Annotated in this window: 11 protein-coding genes; 8 read left to right on the forward strand and 3 right to left on the reverse strand. The window is 64.6% G+C overall.

Features of this window, described 5'->3' with window-relative positions; translation table 11 throughout:
• Positions 1-33: 33 nt before the first annotated feature.
• Positions 34-4,167, reverse strand: coding sequence for an NEL-type E3 ubiquitin ligase domain-containing protein (locus ACQKPS_RS15265; RefSeq protein WP_427604711.1), 4,134 nt, complete (start codon positions 4,165-4,167; stop codon positions 34-36).
• 322 nt (positions 4,168-4,489) lie between these two features.
• Between ACQKPS_RS15265 and ACQKPS_RS15270 the strand changes: the two genes are divergently transcribed.
• The 6 genes from ACQKPS_RS15270 to ACQKPS_RS15295 all read left to right on the forward strand — a co-directional run bounded on the left by ACQKPS_RS15270 (position 4,490) and on the right by ACQKPS_RS15295 (position 11,002).
• A complete protein-coding gene (locus ACQKPS_RS15270; RefSeq protein ID WP_054885875.1) occupies positions 4,490-5,407 on the forward strand; it encodes a glutamate/aspartate ABC transporter substrate-binding protein in 918 nt (305 codons plus the stop codon).
• Positions 5,408-5,553: 146 nt separating this feature from the next.
• Positions 5,554-6,300, forward strand: coding sequence for an amino acid ABC transporter permease (locus tag ACQKPS_RS15275; RefSeq protein WP_254481193.1), 747 nt, complete (start codon positions 5,554-5,556; stop codon positions 6,298-6,300).
• Entirely contained in the window at positions 6,301-6,972 is a 672-nt protein-coding gene (locus ACQKPS_RS15280; protein WP_254481194.1) for an amino acid ABC transporter permease, read from the forward strand.
• Positions 6,969-7,703 carry an amino acid ABC transporter ATP-binding protein gene (locus tag ACQKPS_RS15285; RefSeq protein WP_003258023.1) on the forward strand — a complete coding sequence of 245 codons (735 nt, stop codon included), beginning with the start codon at positions 6,969-6,971 and terminating at the stop codon, positions 7,701-7,703. Before ACQKPS_RS15280 ends, ACQKPS_RS15285 begins: the two co-directional genes overlap by 4 nt.
• Positions 7,704-7,772: 69 nt before the next feature.
• On the forward strand, positions 7,773-9,677 hold the full coding sequence (locus ACQKPS_RS15290; RefSeq protein ID WP_254481195.1) for a sensor histidine kinase: 1,905 nt from the start codon (positions 7,773-7,775) through the stop codon (positions 9,675-9,677).
• A complete protein-coding gene (locus tag ACQKPS_RS15295; protein ID WP_283723773.1) occupies positions 9,674-11,002 on the forward strand; it encodes a sigma-54-dependent transcriptional regulator in 1,329 nt (442 codons plus the stop codon). The genes ACQKPS_RS15290 and ACQKPS_RS15295 overlap by 4 nt, the downstream gene beginning before the upstream one ends.
• Before the next feature lie 53 nt (positions 11,003-11,055).
• Here the strand turns inward: ACQKPS_RS15295 and ACQKPS_RS15300 are convergent, their stop codons facing one another.
• Complete coding sequence (locus ACQKPS_RS15300; RefSeq protein ID WP_427604715.1) at positions 11,056-12,051, reverse strand: alpha/beta fold hydrolase; 996 nt, start codon at positions 12,049-12,051, stop codon at positions 11,056-11,058.
• Positions 12,052-12,248: 197 nt separating this feature from the next.
• Here ACQKPS_RS15300 and metR point away from each other — a divergent pair, with 197 nt between their 5' ends.
• On the forward strand, positions 12,249-13,166 hold the full coding sequence (gene metR / locus ACQKPS_RS15305; RefSeq protein ID WP_003258025.1) for a transcriptional regulator MetR: 918 nt from the start codon (positions 12,249-12,251) through the stop codon (positions 13,164-13,166).
• Here metR and ACQKPS_RS15310 read toward each other — a convergent pair.
• Entirely contained in the window at positions 13,150-13,563 is a 414-nt protein-coding gene (locus ACQKPS_RS15310) for an NUDIX hydrolase (RefSeq protein ID WP_254481197.1), read from the reverse strand. The genes metR and ACQKPS_RS15310 overlap by 17 nt on opposite strands.
• A 90-nt stretch (positions 13,564-13,653) precedes the next feature.
• On the opposite strand from ACQKPS_RS15310, the gene ACQKPS_RS15315 reads away from it, so the two are divergent.
• Positions 13,654-17,940: a DEAD/DEAH box helicase gene (locus ACQKPS_RS15315; protein ID WP_427604718.1), complete on the forward strand. Its 4,287-nt coding sequence runs from the start codon at positions 13,654-13,656 to the stop codon at positions 17,938-17,940.
• Positions 17,941-18,007: the final 67 nt, after the last annotated feature.

An 18,007-nucleotide genomic window follows, 5' to 3' on the forward strand; every position in this document is an offset into this window, starting at 1 on the left:
CATTATTGCCCCGAGCGGCGCGCCAGCCAGTCCTTACATGGAGTGCCGCGAACGCGCCCAGGCCTCGGTGGTCAGGCTGCGCATCAAGGCCTGTTCGGCCGCATCGTGCTCGTGCATCAACGCGTCCGCCCGCCTTGCGTAGTCGCTTTCCTGCCCTGCGCTGGCGTGCTGCTCCAAGGCTTCCAGGCGCTCGTGGAACGGTGCGGCAAGCGCTTCGAAACGATCGCCGTGGTGCTCGCGCAGGTAGCGCTGCCAAAAGGGCCTGCCGGCCAGCGCATCGAGCATTGACAGGTCCGTGTCCGCCGCCAGCACCTCGAACTGCGCCTGGCTGAGGTCAGCGCGGCTGACATGGGCAAACGAAGGGAAATGCATTTCGTCCGGCGGCACCGGCAAGTCCAGGCTCGAGGCCAGGTTCAGGCGGTAGTAGAGCCGCGTTTCGATTTCATCGACCTTGATCAGGCCGTCTTCACGCAAGCGCTGCACATGACGCGTGGCGATGCCGTCGAGCAGCTCCTGGCGATGCAACTGCCGCCCCAGGCGCAGGAACCGCGCCTCGCGCACCGCCACCGGCACGCCCTCGACACCCTGGTAGGCGAGAATGCCCACCTCCATCTGGTTCAGTATCAACAGCAGGCGATCCTCGCAGCTGCGGGGCGAATCGGCCTCGCGAAACAGCAGTTCACGCAGGGCCTCGTTGTGCTCGCAGGCCTCGAGGATATGCCAGATGCGCCGACGGTAATGCCGCGGATGCATCTCGAAATCATCGCCTTCGGCGAAATCGGCGAGGAAGCGGAACAGGCCACCCGAACCGGGCTCTTGCCGCAATCGATCCCACGCCGCTTCACGTCGCGCACGCAGGTCTACGTCACGGCTGGCGACCCATGCCGCACGGGTATCGGCGTCGACCGAGTGGTGCGCGTACGCTGCACCTCCCCGTGACCGCGTTTCGCTGCCCCCTCGTGCCTCGTCCAGATAACGCACAGTCGCTTCGCTCAGCGGGTTGTCATGCAGGTTCAGCCGTTGCAGGCGCTGGCGCAACCCGCGCATCTCGTGCTGCAACTCACTGATACGGTTGTCGCGCAGGTCGATGTGCGCGCGCAGGGCCACGTTCTGGTGGACCAGTGACATGTCCATCAGCCCGGTCGCCCGCAGGCGCACATCGCGTATATAGGGCAAGGCCGAGATGTCCGGTACGCCGTTGAGGGGGTTGTAGCTCAGGATCAGGGTATCGAGGCGCTGCAAGGGCTGCAGCCGCTGGCTGCCTGCCTGGTCAAGGCTGATCAGGTTGTTGCCCAGGTTCACCCGCCGCAGCTGGGTGAGCACCTCGATGCCCTCGGGCACCTGTGTCAGGCGGTTGCCGCTGAGGTCGAGGTCGACCACGTTGGGGAACAGCCGCAGGAACGACGCGTCAATCGCTGGCAAGTGCATGTTGCGCAGCGTCAGTCGGCGAACATGTTGATAGTCGAGGCCGACGGGCAATGTCGGCAAGGCCTCGATGTGCTCACCATCGATGGTCAGCTCGTACTGATCGTTGCCGTCCACCAGCTTGCGCCGCCAGCTGCGGCGCAAGGTGTCGGCAACGCGGCGACGGCGAATCGCATCGATCGGCGTCTGCCATTCGGCCTGCCATTGGCGCAAGGTTTCGCGCAACGCCTCCAACTGGCGCTGCAACTGCAGATAATGGTCCCACAGGTTCTCCCCTCGTTGGCGCACGGCGTCTAGGTAAGCATCAAGCTGAACATCGCTCAGGGTCGGGAAGATCTGGTGGATCCCCCTGCGTATCGCCTGCCGGCTGCTTTCGCCGCCGCCGCTCAGCGGGTAGCCCAGGCGACCGTCGCCGAAGCGCCTGGGTGGGCGCACGCCAGCGCCTTCCGAGGCCAGGCCGATAAGCCTGGCAGCCTGCTCACGCTGCGTTGCAGCGCTAGACAGCAACGCATCGCGCAACGCGCCGGCCTGCAAGTTGGGCTTGGCAAAAGTCGCCTTCTGATCGTCGTCCAGGCAGTCGAGCAGCGTTTGCAGCAGCGAACCAGCATGCCCTGGCGCAGGGTTGTCCAGCCAATAACCTTGCTCGTCGCGGATGATGACGCGTACCAGTGAAGCTTCCTTCGACTTGCTGGCGAACAGCAGGCGCCCCTCACGGTTGCCCACTCGCAGCTCGACGCGTACCGACGCGGGCCACGGCGCCTTGAGTTCGACCAGTCCCATTACCAGCTTTTCACTATCGACGGTGGCCAGGTGAGGCAGGCGGATACCCAGCAAGGCACGGTCGACCCGGCTGTCACGCACGTACCAACGCGCACGCTCGGCCATGCTCAACGGTACCCGGCCGCCGCTGCCGAGCATCTGCTGCTGGGACGAACTGCTGTGGTCAATGATTTCCTGCGCCCCTCGGGGCGACAGGCCGCTGAACATCGACATCAACTTTTCCTGTTCAGGCGAGCCGGGCTGGCGCAGGCCCTGCAACTCGCGCTCGAACGCTGAACCACGCAATTGCGGATGACGGGCCGATAGCGCCAGGCGCTCATGAAGGTCAAGCAGACGGGCTGGTGGCGCAGCCCGCTCCAGGTGCAGGCGACGCAACGGGTCGAGCCCCAGGCCAGTGGCTTCCAGCAAGACGCTGGCCCTGGGCGACAGCAGGTCGGCGAAGTGCTCGCCTTGCAGGCCCTGGAGCAATACCAGCGGATTGTCCTCCGCTGCCGGGTAATGCGGGTTCCTGATCAAGCGCACCCCGCCTTCGCTGACCGCCTTCGGTTCCAGTCCGTCTACGAAAGGCACCCGCTTCAGCACCTGCGCCGCCCCCACGGTTGCGCCCGTGAGCACTACCCCCTGGGCAACAGCAAAGAGATGGTCCAGCGCGCCCTGGCGGTCACCAAGCCGCCAGTCCTGATAACCCTCATACACTTCATCCAGCAATTGCGCCGCACTGACCACGAACAGCAGCTCACCCAGCAACGGCACCACGAAAGCCGCCAGGCCGAGCAGATCGAGCCCTGCAGACAGCATCCCCTGTAGACGCTTGTGGCGACTCAGACGGTCCTCATCACCGGTCGGCACAGCGAGAAAGCGTGCGTCATCGTGTATCTTCTTGATCAGCAACTTGCGCACATGGGCAAACACCGCGCCGTCGGCAGGCAGGTCGCGCCCGTCCAATTGCAGCGACTGGCCAGCGACCGTACTCGCCAGCAGCCGCGCCAGCGCACTATCAAAGGGCGTGCGATCCTGCAGCTTGACGAAACGGCTGATAAAGCGGCGGAAAGCGTTCTGCTTCAGACGTTTGCCAAAGTCGTCATACAGGTCATCCCAGGCGTCGTAGTGACGCAGGCTTTTCTCAGGGTCACCGGGGATCCAGGCGATGACTTCGTCGATATCGGCACTCGGCGCCGGCCGCCATTCGAGCGTGACGATTCCCACCATGGGTTTGCCCAGCAGGTACAACTGGCGGGGCGTCAGCGTGCCCCCCTTGTAACCAGGCAACGGCGGCGCCTCCAAAACCGGTAAGAGGCGCTGCAGGTCTAACTCGTCCAGCGTGCCGTTGAGCCGCCCGTGATACAACGCAGCTTTCATCTGCGTGCGCAGGCTCTCCTCGAAAAGTCGCTCGATGGCCTTGCGTGCCTGGTCCTCTGGCTGGCCACGGCCCGCCTTCGGTTGCAGCACTGTATTGAGCAACCTCTGATAGCGCCCACCTATATCCAGCGTCCGGCACAGGCTGACGAAGCGTTCGAAGCTCATGCCCAGCCGCGTCCCTTTGGCGTCGGTCAGGTAGGCCTTGCGCAACAGCCACGCCTGGCTTTCCTGCGCTTCGAAGTTATGCAGGCAGGCGGCGAGCAGCGACTGCCGCGTGGTGTAGGTAATGCTCGGCTTGTGGATTTTTTCCGCCGCCGATGGCAACGCAAACTCTTCGCTGACAACGGTAAACGCATGTCTTGGATCGACATGGGCGAGCCCGGCTTCAGCCAGCGCCTTTTCCAGCAAAGGGGCAGCGAAATCGTCAAGGGTCGGCAAGGTTCCCAGTACCTTCTGCAGGCGGTCGGCCGCCTCCTGTTGTGCCCGCAACGCCTGATGGTAAGCGTTCAGATGGGGGGCTTCGGCGTTGGTCAGCCAAGCGGGCAGTTGCCGTGCGATCAAGTGATCGACACCGGACGATGGAAAGATGTCGGCGGATGCCATGCGAGTGTTCTCCAGTCTGATAAAGGCTCAGAACACCATGCGCCAACGCCACCTTGGCTTTAATTATGCCTACCATCCGTTCATTCGGATTTCCGAATGAAGGAAAAACATTCGTTCGGAAAGCCGGCCAATTGACATCACTCAAAAACCGTCAGAAAAGATTAATCCCGCGTGTTTTCACGGCGTTATGATCGTTAGCAGAGCTTGGCACGACTCATGCTCTACACTTGGTAGCCGAATGCACTCGCTTGTTGCTGTATTCGTTGAACGAAGAGTCCGCCAACGGCTCCATAAAAAAAACAAACACGTCGAGGAAAATTTGATGCGTATCGTTCGTCATCTGTTGGGCGCAACCATCGCCGCCGCGATCATCGCTTCGCCAGCCATGGCTGAAGAACTGACCGGTACCCTGAAGAAGATCAAGGATTCGGGCACCATCACCCTGGGCCACCGCGACTCTTCCATTCCGTTTTCCTACCTGGCCGGCGGTCAAACGCCCGTGGGTTACTCCCACGACATCCAGCTGGCCGTGGTCGATGCCCTGAAGAAGCAACTGGGTACCGACATCAAGGTCAAGTACAACCTCGTTACGTCCCAGACCCGCATCCCGCTGGTGCAGAACGGCACCGTCGACCTTGAGTGCGGTTCGACCACCAACAACGTCGAGCGCCAGCAGCAAGTCGGCTTCTCGGTCGGCATCTTTGAAGTCGGCACCCGTCTGCTGACCAAGGTCAAGGACGGTCAGCCTTCCTACAAAGACTTCCCGGACCTGGCCGGCAAGAACGTGGTGACCACTGCGGGTACTACATCTGAGCGCCTGCTCAAGGCGATGAACGCCGACAAGCAGATGAAGATGAACGTGATTTCCGCCAAGGACCACGGTGAAGCCTTCAACATGCTCGAAAGCGGCCGTGCCGTGGCCTTCATGATGGACGACGCCCTGCTCGCCGGTGAAATGGCCAAGGCGCGCAATCCAAAGGACTGGGTCATTACCGGTACCCCGCAGTCGTACGAAATCTACGGCTGCATGGTGCGCAAGGATGACCCGGCGTTCAAGAAAGCGGTCGATGACGCCATCGTCGCCTACTTCAAATCGGGCGAAGTCAACAAGAGCTACGACAAGTGGTTCACCCAGCCGATCCCGCCAAAGGGCCTCAACCTGAACTTCCAGATGAGCGACGAGCTGAAGAAACTGATCGCCGAGCCGACCGACAAGGCCGCGGACGAGAAGAAGTCCTGACCCTCAGCAATTAGTGGCCTGGCGCGCATCCGTGCACGATTGAACCCACAGGCCACGCTTTAGTGTCTACCCTTTCATCCGAGGGCGCCCAGCGCCTTCGGATGCTCGAAGGTGCCCGTGAAACAACCGTCTGAGGGGAAATCCCGATGAATTACAACTGGGACTGGGGCGTGTTCTTCAAGTCCACCGGCGTGGGCAGCGAGACTTATCTGGACTGGTACGTCACCGGTCTGGGCTGGACCATCGCCATCGCCATCTCCGCCTGGATCATCGCATTGCTGCTGGGGTCGGTCCTCGGCGTCATGCGTACCGTGCCGAACCGTCTGGTATCGGGCATCGCCACCGCCTACGTGGAGCTGTTCCGCAACGTGCCGCTGCTGGTGCAGCTGTTCATCTGGTACTTCCTGGTACCGGACCTGCTGCCCGAAGGCCTGCAGGAATGGTTCAAGCAAGACCTCAACCCGACCACCTCGGCACTGATCAGCGTGGTCATCTGCCTGGGCCTGTTCACCGCGGCCCGCGTCTGCGAACAGGTGCGCACCGGCATCCAGGCGCTGCCCCGCGGCCAGGAAGCCGCCGCCCGCGCCATGGGCTTCAGCCTGCCGCAGATCTACAACAACGTGCTGCTGCCGCAGGCTTACCGGATCATCATTCCACCGCTCACCTCGGAATTTTTGAACGTGTTCAAGAACTCCTCGGTGGCCTCGCTGATCGGCCTGATGGAGCTGCTGGCGCAGACCAAGCAGACCGCCGAATTCTCGGCCAACCTGTTCGAGGCCTTCACCCTGGCCACGCTGATCTACTTCACCCTGAACATGGGCCTTATGCTGCTGATGCGCATGGTCGAGAAGAAAGTCGCCGTGCCTGGCCTGATCTCCGTGGGGGGCAAGTAAATGGACATGGATTTCAGCGAAATCATCCCCGCCCTGCCAGCCCTCTGGGACGGCATGCTGATGACCCTGCAACTGATGGTCATGGGCGTGATCGGCGGTATCGTGCTGGGTACCATCTTGGCGTTGATGCGCCTGTCGTCGAGCAAGCTGCTGTCGCGTGTGGCCGGTGCCTACGTCAACTACTTCCGCTCGATCCCGCTGCTGCTGGTGATCACCTGGTTCTACCTGGCGGTGCCGTTCGTGCTGCGCTGGATCACCGGCGAGGACACCCCGGTGGGTGCCTTCACCTCGTGCGTAGTGGCGTTCATGATGTTCGAGGCCGCCTACTTCTGCGAAATCGTCCGCGCCGGTGTGCAGTCGATCTCCAAGGGCCAGATGGGCGCTGCCCAGGCCTTGGGCATGACCTACGGCCAGACCATGCGCCTGATCATCCTGCCCCAGGCCTTCCGCAAGATGACCCCGCTGCTGCTGCAGCAGAGCATCATCCTGTTCCAGGACACCTCGCTGGTGTACACCGTGGGCCTGGTGGACTTCCTCAACTCGGCACGCTCCAACGGCGACATCATCGGGCGCTCCCATGAGTTCCTGATCTTCGCCGGGGTCGTGTACTTCGTCATCAGCTTCTCCGCTTCGTGGCTGGTCAAGCGCCTGCAAAAAAGGATCACCGTATGATTTCCATCAAGAACGTCAACAAGTGGTACGGCGACTTCCAGGTGCTGACCGACTGCAGCACCGAGGTCAAGAAGGGTGAAGTGGTTGTCGTCTGCGGCCCTTCGGGCTCGGGCAAATCGACCCTGATCAAATGCGTCAACGCCCTGGAGCCGTTCCAGAAAGGCGACATCGTGGTCGATGGTACTTCCATCGCCGACCCCAAGACCAACCTGCCCAAGCTGCGTTCGCGGGTCGGCATGGTATTCCAGCATTTCGAGCTGTTCCCGCACCTGAGCATCACCGAGAACCTGACCATCGCCCAGCGCAAAGTGCTCGGCCGCAGCGAGGCGGAAGCGACCAAGAAGGGCCTGGCCCTGCTCGACCGCGTCGGCCTTGGTGCCCACGCCAAGAAGCACCCCGGCCAGCTGTCTGGCGGCCAGCAGCAGCGCGTGGCCATTGCCCGTGCGCTGTCGATGGACCCGATCGTCATGCTGTTCGACGAACCGACCTCGGCGCTGGACCCGGAGATGGTCAACGAAGTACTGGACGTGATGGTCGAGCTGGCCCACGAAGGCATGACCATGATGTGCGTGACCCACGAAATGGGCTTCGCCCGCAAAGTGGCCAACCGGGTGATCTTCATGGACAAGGGCAACATCATCGAGGACTGCCAGAAGGAAGACTTCTTCGGCAACCCGAGCGCCCGCCACGAACGCACCCAGCACTTCCTCAGCAAGATCCTGCAACACTGATTCGGCAACAACGGCACCGCTGCCCGGGTTCGCCCGGCAGCGGATGCTGGCCGTGACAAGGCCACTGTGATGAAATGCGACCCTTCGCTTCTTCTCCCTGCCAAGCCCGCCGTGAAATCCCGCCTGATTCGCCAATTACTGCTGCCGCCCCTGATCATCCTGCTGATGATCGGCCTGGGCATGGCCGGTTTCCTGATCAGCGAAAGCAATGGCATCCGCACCTTGAGCGAAAGCGGCGAGCGTGCGCTGGAGCTGCATGCGCGCACGGTCGAGAGCGAAATCAGCAAGTACACCTACCTGCCGAGCCTGCTGGAGCTGGAGGACAGCGTTTCGCAACTGCTCACCGACCCAGATGGCGCCAATCGGCAGACCGTCAACGAATACCTCGAAGGCCTGAACCGCCGCAGCCGTAGCCGGGCGATCTTCGTCCTCGACACCAACGGCCGGGTGCAGGCCAGCAGCAACTGGCGCGATGCCGACTCGTTCCTCGGTGAAGACCTGTCGTTCCGGGCCTATTTCCAGAGCGCCGTGCGTGGAGAACCGGGCCGGTTCTACGGGATCGGCAGCACCACGGGCGAGGCTGGCTATTACCTTGCCCACGGCTTGGAGGAACACGGCAAGATCATCGGCGTGGCAGTGATCAAAGTGCGCCTGGATACCCTGGAAGAGCGCTGGCAGCGTGCCCGCCTGGAAGCCTTCGTCAGCGATGAGAACGGCATCATCATTCTTTCCAGCGACCCAGCCCGGCGCCTGAAATCGGTGCGCCCGCTGACCCCGCAGATCAAGGAGCGCCTGGCGCGCAGCCTGCAGTACTACTGGTGGCCGCTGAACGAGCTGCAACCATTGGCGCGGGAAACCCTGGCCGATGGCGTGGAGAAGCTGACCTTCCCGGCCAACGCCGAAACGGCCCAAGGCAAGCCCCATGAAGTGAGCTACCTGGCCCAGACCCGGCGCCTGGCCGATACGCCCTGGCACTTCACCCTGCTCACCCCGCTGCAGGACCTGCGCCGCGAGTCCATGGTGCAGGGCATCCTGGTCGGCGTGGCCTTCGCCCTGCTGACCATCCTCGGCATCGCCTGGAACGAACGGCGCAAGGTCGTTGCCACACGCCTGGCCGCCCGCGAGGCACTGCAGGAAGCCAACAGCCAGCTGGAGCGGCGCATCGCCGACCGCACCGCCGACCTGCGCGCCAGCAACGAACGGCTCAAGGGCCAGATCCGGGAGCGCCGGCATGCCGAGCAGACCCTGCGCCATGCCCAGGACGAACTGGTCCAGGCCGGCAAGCTGGCGGCGATCGGGCAGATGTCCACGAGCATTGCCCATGAGCTCAACCAGCCTTTGGCGGCGCTGCGGACCCTGTCTGGCAACACCGTGCGCTTTCTCGAGCGGGGTGCGCTGGACACCGCCAGCACCAACCTGCGCACCATGAACGGCTTGATCGACCGCATGGGCCGCATCACGGCCAGCCTGCGCTCGTTCGCCCGACGCGGTGACGACAGTGGCCAGGCGTCGCTGGCCAAGGCCGTGGAAGCGTCCTTGCAGGTATTGAACGACCGCATCTCGGGCTGCAACCTGCAGCTGCACCACCAGTTCGACGACCAGCAACTGGCCATCGACCAGACCCGCCTCGAGCAAATCCTGGTCAACCTGGTCGGCAACGCCCTTGACGCCATGGCCACCCAGCCACTGCCCGAGCTGTGGCTCGAAGGTGAACTGCAAGGCGACAAGTACCGCCTGCGGGTCCGCGACAACGGCCACGGCATCGATGCCGAGACCCGCAAGCACCTGTTCGAACCTTTCTTCACCACCAAACCGGGCGAACACGGCCTGGGCCTGGGGCTGACCCTGTCGGCGAGCCTTGCCGCCGCCGCCAAGGGCAGCCTGAACGTCGAGCACCCCGCCACCGGTGGCACGGCCTTCGTCCTCGCCCTGCCCTTGGTCACCTCCCCCAGCGAATCGGCAGAGCAACCATGAACCCAGCGCCACTTACCGTTCTGATCGTTGAAGACGACCCGCATGTGCTGCTCGGCTGCCAGCAGGCGCTGGCCCTGGAGGACATTGCCTGCGAGGGTGTCGGCAGTGCCGAGCAGGCCCTGGAGCGCATCGGCGATGATTTTGCCGGCATCGTCGTCAGCGATATCCGCCTGCCAGGCATCGATGGCCTGGAGCTGCTCAACCGCCTCAAGGCCCGCGACCGCAGCCTGCCGGTGGTGCTGATCACCGGCCACGGTGATATCGACATGGCCGTCGGCGCCATGCGCAACGGCGCCTACGATTTCATGGAGAAGCCGTTCTCCCCCGAGCGTCTGGTCGATGTGGTGCGCCGCGCGCTGGAGCAGCGCGGGCTGTCCCGCGAAGTGGTGGCCCTGCGCCGGCAACTGGCCGGGCAGAGCAGCCTCGAGGGGCGCATCATCGGCCGCTCGCCTGCGATGGAACACCTGCGCGAGCTGATCGCTAACGTGGCCGATACGTCGGCCAACGTGCTGATCGAGGGGGAAACCGGCACCGGCAAGGAGCTGGTCGCCCGCTGCCTGCACGATTTCAGCCGGCGCCAGGGCCAGCCGTTCGTGGCGCTGAACTGCGGTGGCCTGCCGGAAAACCTGTTCGAAAGCGAGATCTTCGGCCACGAAGCCAACGCCTTCACCGGTGCCGGCAAGCGCCGCATCGGCAAGATCGAACACGCCAATGGGGGCACGCTGTTCCTCGACGAGGTCGAGAGCATGCCGATCAACCTGCAGATCAAGCTGCTGCGCGTGCTGCAGGAGCGCACCCTGGAGCGCCTGGGCTCGAACCAGAGCATAGCGGTGGATTGCCGGGTGATCGCAGCCACCAAATCCGACCTCGACGCCCTCGGTCAGACCGGGCAGTTCCGTAGCGACCTCTATTACCGCTTGAACGTCGTCACCCTGGAGCTGCCGCCGCTGCGCGAACGTCGGGAAGACATCCTGCAACTGTTCGAGCACTTCCTGCAGCAGTCGGCGCTGCGATTCGACCGCGAAGCCCCGACGCTGGACAGCCAGACCCTGTCGCGCTTGATGGCTCATGACTGGCCGGGCAACGTGCGCGAATTGCGCAACGTGGCCGAGCGCTATGCCTTGGGGCTGCCAGCGTTCAAGAAAGGCCCGAGCGGCGGCGCCAGCCAAGGGCTTGGCTTTGCCGAGGCGGTGGAAGCGTTCGAACGCAACCTGCTCAGTGATGCCCTGCAGCGCACCGGTGGCAACCTCAGCCAGGCCAGCCAGGAGCTGGGCATGGCCAAGACTACGCTGTTCGACAAGGTCAAGAAGTACGGGCTCGGCTGATGGAGCAGCGTCGCCTGCTTCGCGGGCATGCCCGCGAAGAGGACCAGACCGATTCAAAGCCCTGCGATATGGGTGACATCCTGTCGATGTGACTGCAGATAAGGCAGCACTGCCGCCAGCAACGGCGCCTTGAATGGCTCCTGGAAGCGATGCGCCAACCCCGGAATCAACCGCAGCTGGCTGCCCTGGATATGCGCCGCCAGGTGCACCCCATGCATCACCGGCAACAACGGATCGGCCGTGCCATGCACCACCAGCGTCGGCACCCGTAACTCATTCAGTAACGGCACCCGGCTCGGTTCGGCCAGGATCGCCATGATCTGGCGTTTCGCCCCCTCCGGGTTGAACGCCCGGTCGTACGCCACCGCCGCCTGCTGCAGCAGTACCGCCCGGTCATCATGCACCTGCGGGCTACCCAGCGCCGCCAGCAGGTCGGCCTGTTGCTCGATGGCCACCTCGCGATTCGGCGCACTGCGCCGCGCCAGCAACTGCACCAACGCAGGATCCGGTGCCGGCAGCCCGGCCGCTCCCGAACTGGACATCACCAGGGTCAGGCTACGTACCCGCTCCGGGGCCATGGCTGCCAGGTGCTGGGCGATCATCCCGCCCATGCTCACCCCCAGCACATGAAACTGGCGGATGCCTAGTACGTTCATCAACTGCAGGCCATCATCGGCCATGTCGGTCAGGGTATAGGGCGCCGCTACCGGCAGGCCCAGCTTGTAACGCAACAGCTCGACCGTGAGGTTGGCCGAAGGCGGCAACTGGTTCCAGCGCGACAGGCCGACATCGCGATTGTCGTAGCGAATCACCCGAAAGCCCTGGCGGCACATGGCCTCGACCACATCGTCAGGCCAATGGATCAGTTGCCCGCCCAGGCCCATGACCAGCAGCAAGGCCGGATCACGAGGCGCGCCGACGCTCTGGTAGACCAGGCTCAGGTTGCCGACTTCGGCACGTTGTACCGGCACATGGGCGTCGCAGCGCGTGTCGGCGAAGCTGGCCGAAGCGCTGAACAGCAGAAAGAAAAACAGCAGAAAAGCCCGCATGAAAGAAACACCAGAATGCAGATCCCCAGTAGAGCGCGAGTCTGATGAATTTAATTCGGGCGCGCTGCCACAGTTCAGTGACAGTTTGATGAACCCTGCCGAGCGGTGCGGCTGATCGTCCAGTCGACAGCCCGGGGCAACATGAGTGAAACTCAACTCATTCCCCGTTTCCTCAAAAAATTTTCTCGGAGATAGCCGTGCTGGAGATCCGCCACCTGAAGACCCTTCATGCCCTGCGCGAGGCCGACAGCCTGGTTGAGGCGGCCGAGCGCCTGCACCTGACCCAGTCGGCGTTGTCGCACCAGTTCAAGGAGCTTGAAGAGCGCCTGGGCCTGCCACTGTTCGTGCGCAAGACCAAGCCGATCCGCTTCACCAGCGCCGGCCTGCGCCTGTTGCAACTGGCCGATGCCACCCTGCCGCTACTGCGCGGCGCCGAGCGTGACATCGCCCGCCTGGCGGGTGGCACCGCCGGGCGCCTGCACATGGCCATCGAGTGCCACAGCTGCTTCCAGTGGCTGATGCCGACCATCGACCAGTTCCGCGATGCCTGGCCGGAGGTGGAACTCGACCTGGCCTCGGGCTTCGCCTTCGCCCCGCTGCCGGCGCTGGCGCGGGGCGACCTCGACCTGGTAGTGACCTCCGACCCGCTGGACCTTGCCGGGATCACCTATGTGCCGCTGTTCACCTACGAGGCCATGCTCGCCGTGGCCAACCAGCACCCGTTGGCCAGCAAACCGTACATCGTGCCCCAGGACCTGCTCGACCAGACCCTGATCACCTACCCGGTGGAGCGCGACCGCCTGGACATCTTCACCCGCTTCCTGGAGCCGGCCGACATCGAGCCGGCTGCCGTGCGCACGTCCGAGCTGACAGTGATGATGATGCAATTGGTGGCCAGCGGCCGTGGCGTCTGCGGCATGCCGCACTGGGCGCTGCATGAATACAGCTCGCGCGGCTATGTGAAGGGCAAGCGCCTGGGCGAGAAAGGCCTGTTTGCCACGCTGTACGCAGCGGTGCGCACCGACATGCTCGATGCGCCCTACATGCGCGACTTCCTGCTGACCGCCAAGGACACCTCGTTCGCCACCCTCGACGGGGTCAGCGCGGTACGCTGACGGCCTGGCGGTACAGCGGCAGGATCAGGTCGCGGGTCAGCGGCGCCAGTTCCAGCGTTTCAGCCTGATCGGCGACCAGCCACCGCACTTCTTCGATTTCCGCCGCCGGGGCTACAGCCTCGGCACTGTCGACGCGGAACAGTTCGGCCTGCACCTCGAAGCCCGGCTCGTTGGCGGCCGGCGCGCTGAACTGGCCAAGGTGCACGGCCTGAGCGGGGTCGATGCGCAAACCCAGCTCTTCAAACAGCTCGCGCGCCAGTGCCTGAACCGGCGACTCCCCGGCATCGATCTTGCCACCAGGCTGCATGAATGCCTGTGTGCCGCGCTTGCGCACCAGCAGGGTGCGACCTTGCGGGTCTATCAACAGGGCGGCGGCGATGCGGATGATGTTGGGCATGGATGGGCTCGCTGAAAAACCGACAGTCTACAGAAGTTCCACGACGAACGGCCCCTTGCCAACCCGACCATCACCCGCCATAACGGACGCATGAACCTGCCAGCCCACCAGCACCCGGTGCTCGAACTGTTCCACCCGGCCGTCGCCACCTGGTTCCGTAGCCACTTCACCAAGGTCACCGATGCCCAGGCCCGTGCCTGGCCGCTGATCCATGGCGGCCAATCGCTGCTGCTCGCCGCGCCGACCGGTTCGGGCAAGACCTTGAGCGCCTTCCTGGCGGTGCTCGACGAACTGTTCCGCGAGGGGCTTGAGCGTGGCGGCGAGCTGCCTGCCCACACCCAGGTCATCTACGTCTCGCCTCTCAAGGCGCTGTCCAACGATATCCGCCTGAACCTGCAGGCCCCGCTCGAAGGCATCAGCCAGGCGCTCCAGGATCAGGGCCTGGAAGCTCCAAGCATCACCACCGCCGTGCGCACTGGCGATACGCCGCAGAAGGAACGCACGGCGATGCGCAAACGGGCACCGCATATCCTGGTGACCACACCCGAGTCGCTGTACGTACTGATGGGCTCGGCTTCCGGCCGCGAAGGCCTGGCCAGCGTGCACACGGTGATCGTCGACGAGATCCACGCCCTGGCCGGCAACAAGCGCGGCGCTCACCTGGCGCTGACCCTGGAGCGCCTGCAGGCCTTGTGCGGGCGCCCACTGCGACGCATCGGCCTGTCTGCCACCCAACGCCCGGTGGAGCGCGTGGCGCAGTTCCTGGTCGGCCGCCATCGCCCATGCGCGATCATCGACGTTGGCCACGCGCGCCAGCGCGACCTCGCCATCGAAGTGCCCCCGGTGCCGCTCGGCGCGGTCATGGCCACCGACGTCTGGGGCCTGGTCTATGACCGCCTGGCTGCCTTGGCCCACGCACATCGCACCACACTGGTATTCGTCAACACCCGGCGCCTGGCCGAACGCATCACCCGCCACCTCAGCGACCGCCTGGGCAAAACGGCCGTGGCCGCGCACCATGGCAGCCTGGCCAAGGAATTGCGCCTGGACGCCGAACAGCGCCTGAAGAACGGCCAGCTGCAAGTGCTGGTTGCCACCGCCTCGCTGGAGCTGGGCATCGACATCGGCGATGTCGACCTGGTCTGCCAGATCGAATCGCCCGGCTCGATCGCCGCCTTCTTGCAGCGCGTCGGGCGCTCCGGGCACCAGGTCGATGGCGTTCCCAAAGGACGGCTGTTCGCGACCTCACGGGATGATCTGATCGAATGCGTGGCGTTGCTCGACTGCATCCGCCTTGGCGAACTCGACGAATTGCATATCCCCAAGGCCCCCCTGGATGTGCTGGCCCAGCAGATCGTCGCCGAAGTCAGCAACCAGGCCTGGCAGGAACAGGCGTTGTTCGACTGCCTGCGCCAGGCAACGCCCTACGCAGAACTGGACCCAAGGCATTACCAGGCGCTGCTGCGCATGCTCGCCGAAGGCTACAACGGCCGCCAGGGCATCCGCAGCGCGTATCTTCATCGTGATGCAGTCAGCGGCACCTTGCGCGGCCGCCGAGGCAGCCAGCTGACGGCGCTGACCAGCGGCGGCACCATTCCCGACAACGCCGACTACGCGGTGCTGCTTGAGCCACAGGCGCTGAACATCGGCAGCGTCAACGAAGACTTCGCCGTGGAAAGCATCGCAGGCGATATCTTCCAGCTGGGCAACGCGTCCTACCGCATCCTGAGGGTCGAGCCTGGCCGGGTCCGGGTCGAGGACGCCCAAGGCCTGCCGCCAACCATTCCGTTCTGGCTTGGCGAAGCACCGGGGCGCAGCGATGAACTGTCCGCTGCGGTCGCCCGCCTGCAGGCGCGCATCGATGAACAGCTGGTGCTGAACGATGGCGACCTTGCTGCGGTTCAGCAGTGGCTGCAGACCACGTTCGAGCTGGACGAGGCCAGCGCCAGCCAGTTGCTCGACTACCTCGCCCGCACCCACGAAGTGCTGGGCGCCCTGCCCTCACAGCAGACCTTGGTAATGGAGCGCTTCTTCGACGAGTCTGGCGGTACCCAACTGATCATCCACTCGCCCTATGGCAGCCGCATCAACCGTGCCTGGGGCCTGGCCCTGCGCAAACGTTTCTGCCGCACCTTCAATTTCGAGCTGCAGGCCGCGGCCAGCGAGGACGCCATCGTGCTGTCGCTGTCGACCAGCCACAGTTTCGAGCTGGATGAAGTGTGGCGCTACCTCAACAGCCGCAGCGCCGAGCAGATCCTCATCCAGGCCGTGCTCGACGCCCCGTTGTTCGGCGTGCGCTGGCGCTGGAATGCCGGCGTGGCCATGGCCCTGCCGCGTTTCGTCGGTGGGCGCAAGGTGGCGCCGCAGATTCAGCGCATGAAAAGCGAAGACCTGATCGCTGCGGTGTTCCCCGACCAGATCGCCTGCCTGGAGAACATCGTCGGCGAGCGGCAGATCCCTGATCACCCACTGGTCGAGCAGACCCTCGATGACTGCCTGCACGAGGCCATGGACAGCGAAGGCTGGCTGGCGTTGCTGCGGCGCATGGAAAGTGGCCAGGTGCGCCTGCTGTGCCGCGACCTGCCAGCGCCCTCGCCGCTGGCCTCGGCCATTCTCAACGCACGGCCCTACGCCTTCCTCGACGACGCCCCGCTGGAGGAGCGACGCACCCAGGCAGTGCTCAACCGGCGCTGGAATGAGGTGCATGACGGCGATGACCTCGGCGCGCTGGACGCCGATGCGATCAGCGCCGTGCAGGCCGAGGCCTGGCCGCAGCCGGGCAATGCCGACGAGATGCACGAGGCGCTGATGACCCTGGGCGCCATCAGCCATGACGAAGTCCAGGCCAACCCCAGCTGGGACCTGCTGCTGCGTCAGCTGGCCAAGGCCGGGCGAGCGCTGCGCCTGACCGATGAAAAGCTGTGGCTGGCGCGCGAGCGCCTGAACCTGCTGCAAGCGCTGTATCCGGCTGCGCGGATGGAGCCTGCGCTGGCCGTACTGCCCGGCTTCGATCAGGCCATCGACCCGGACAGCGCACTGAACGAACTGCTACGCGCCCGCCTGAGCGGCTACGGCCCGCTGAGCGTGGCGCAGATCGGCGCACCACTGGGCAAGCCTGCAGCTGAGGTCGAGCAGGCGCTGGCCCGCCTGGAAGCCGAAGGCTATGTGCTGCGTGGCCACTTCAGCCCTGGGGCGCTGGACCTGCAATGGTGCGAGCGCCACCTGCTGGCGCGCATCCATCGCTACACGGTGAAACGCCTGCGTCGGGAGATCGAGCCGGTCAGCCTGCAGGATTTCATGCGTTTTCTGTTCGACTGGCAGCACCTCGCTGCTGACGAGCGCCTGCGTGGCCCGGCGGCCGTAACCGAAGTGCTGGGCCAGTTGCAGGGTTTCCCCAGCGCGGCCGGCGCCTGGGAAGCGGAACTGTTGCCCGCACGGATCAAGGACTACAGCCCGCACTGGCTGGACGATGCCTGCCGCAGTGGGCAGTTTGCCTGGAGCCGGCTGGCAGCGACGGCGGCGAGCAATACCTTGTCGAGCACGCCTTTGGTGTTGCTGCCGCGTGAGCACTTGGGCCTGTGGCGAAGCCTCGCCCCCGAGCCGGCCCCTGAGGCGCTTGGCGGGCGGGCACGACGGGTGCTGGAGGCGTTGCAGGCCCAGGGGGCGTTGTTCTTCGACGAATTGACCGCTGATGCCCACCTGCTGCCCAGCGAGCTGGAAACGGCGCTGCAGGAACTGGTCGGTGCCGGCCTGGTGGGCGCCGACAGTTTCACCGGCCTGCGCAGCCTGATTACCCCGGCTGCCAAGCGCACCTCGCGCAACAGCCGCCGCGGCCACCCGCCGCTGTCCAGCAGCATGGCCCACGCCGGGCGCTGGGCGTTGTTGCGTCGGGGCAGCGGCAACGTAGACGAGCACCAGCGCCTGGAGCACATCGCCCGCGCCCTGCTACGGCGCTATGGCGTGATCTGCTGGCGGTTGCTGGAGCGAGAGAGCGATGTGCTGCCGCCCTGGCGCGAGCTGCTGCGCTGCTACCACCGGCTGGAAGCGCGTGGCGAGATTCGCGGCGGGCGTTTCATTGCCGGGCTGGCCGGCGAGCAGTTCGCCTTGCCGGAGGCGGTCGGGTTGTTGCGCCAGGTTCGCCGGCGAACCCTGGATGCAGAATTGGTGGTGATAAGTGCCAGCGACCCGCTTAACCTGATCGGGTCGTTGTTGCCTGGGGCGAAGGTGCCTGCTGTCGGTGGCAACCGGCTGCTGTATCGCGACGGTGTGCCGGTGGCGGTGCGGGTGGCTGGGCGGTATAGCTACCTGGTGGATGCCACGGCGCAGGAGCAGGAAGCGTGGAAGCAGAAATTGCTGCGTACACCGACAGGGTTTTAGCGCCTGTGAGATCGAGCGCCGCCCGCGCGGCGCATCGCGGATAAATCCGCTCCTACATTTGTTGCAA

The organism is Pseudomonas sp. NPDC086566 (assembly GCF_050280885.1).
Taxonomy (GTDB): domain Bacteria; phylum Pseudomonadota; class Gammaproteobacteria; order Pseudomonadales; family Pseudomonadaceae; genus Aquipseudomonas; species Aquipseudomonas vlassakiae.

Bases quoted from the DNA above. Each gene is read 5' to 3' on its own strand.
- ACQKPS_RS15285 (WP_003258023.1), top strand. From the start codon at position 6,969: ATGATTTCCATCAAGAACGTCAACAAGTGGTACGGCGACTTCCAGGTG.
- ACQKPS_RS15290 (WP_254481195.1), top strand. From the start codon at position 7,773: ATGAAATGCGACCCTTCGCTTCTTCTCCCTGCCAAGCCCGCCGTGAAA.
- ACQKPS_RS15280 (WP_254481194.1), top strand. From the start codon at position 6,301: ATGGACATGGATTTCAGCGAAATCATCCCCGCCCTGCCAGCCCTCTGG.
- ACQKPS_RS15295 (WP_283723773.1), top strand. From the start codon at position 9,674: ATGAACCCAGCGCCACTTACCGTTCTGATCGTTGAAGACGACCCGCAT.
- ACQKPS_RS15310 (WP_254481197.1), bottom strand. From the start codon at position 13,563: ATGCCCAACATCATCCGCATCGCCGCCGCCCTGTTGATAGACCCGCAA.
- ACQKPS_RS15315 (WP_427604718.1), top strand. From the start codon at position 13,654: ATGAACCTGCCAGCCCACCAGCACCCGGTGCTCGAACTGTTCCACCCG.
- ACQKPS_RS15265 (WP_427604711.1), bottom strand. From the start codon at position 4,167: ATGGCATCCGCCGACATCTTTCCATCGTCCGGTGTCGATCACTTGATC.
- ACQKPS_RS15300 (WP_427604715.1), bottom strand. From the start codon at position 12,051: ATGCGGGCTTTTCTGCTGTTTTTCTTTCTGCTGTTCAGCGCTTCGGCC.
- ACQKPS_RS15270 (WP_054885875.1), top strand. From the start codon at position 4,490: ATGCGTATCGTTCGTCATCTGTTGGGCGCAACCATCGCCGCCGCGATC.
- ACQKPS_RS15275 (WP_254481193.1), top strand. From the start codon at position 5,554: ATGAATTACAACTGGGACTGGGGCGTGTTCTTCAAGTCCACCGGCGTG.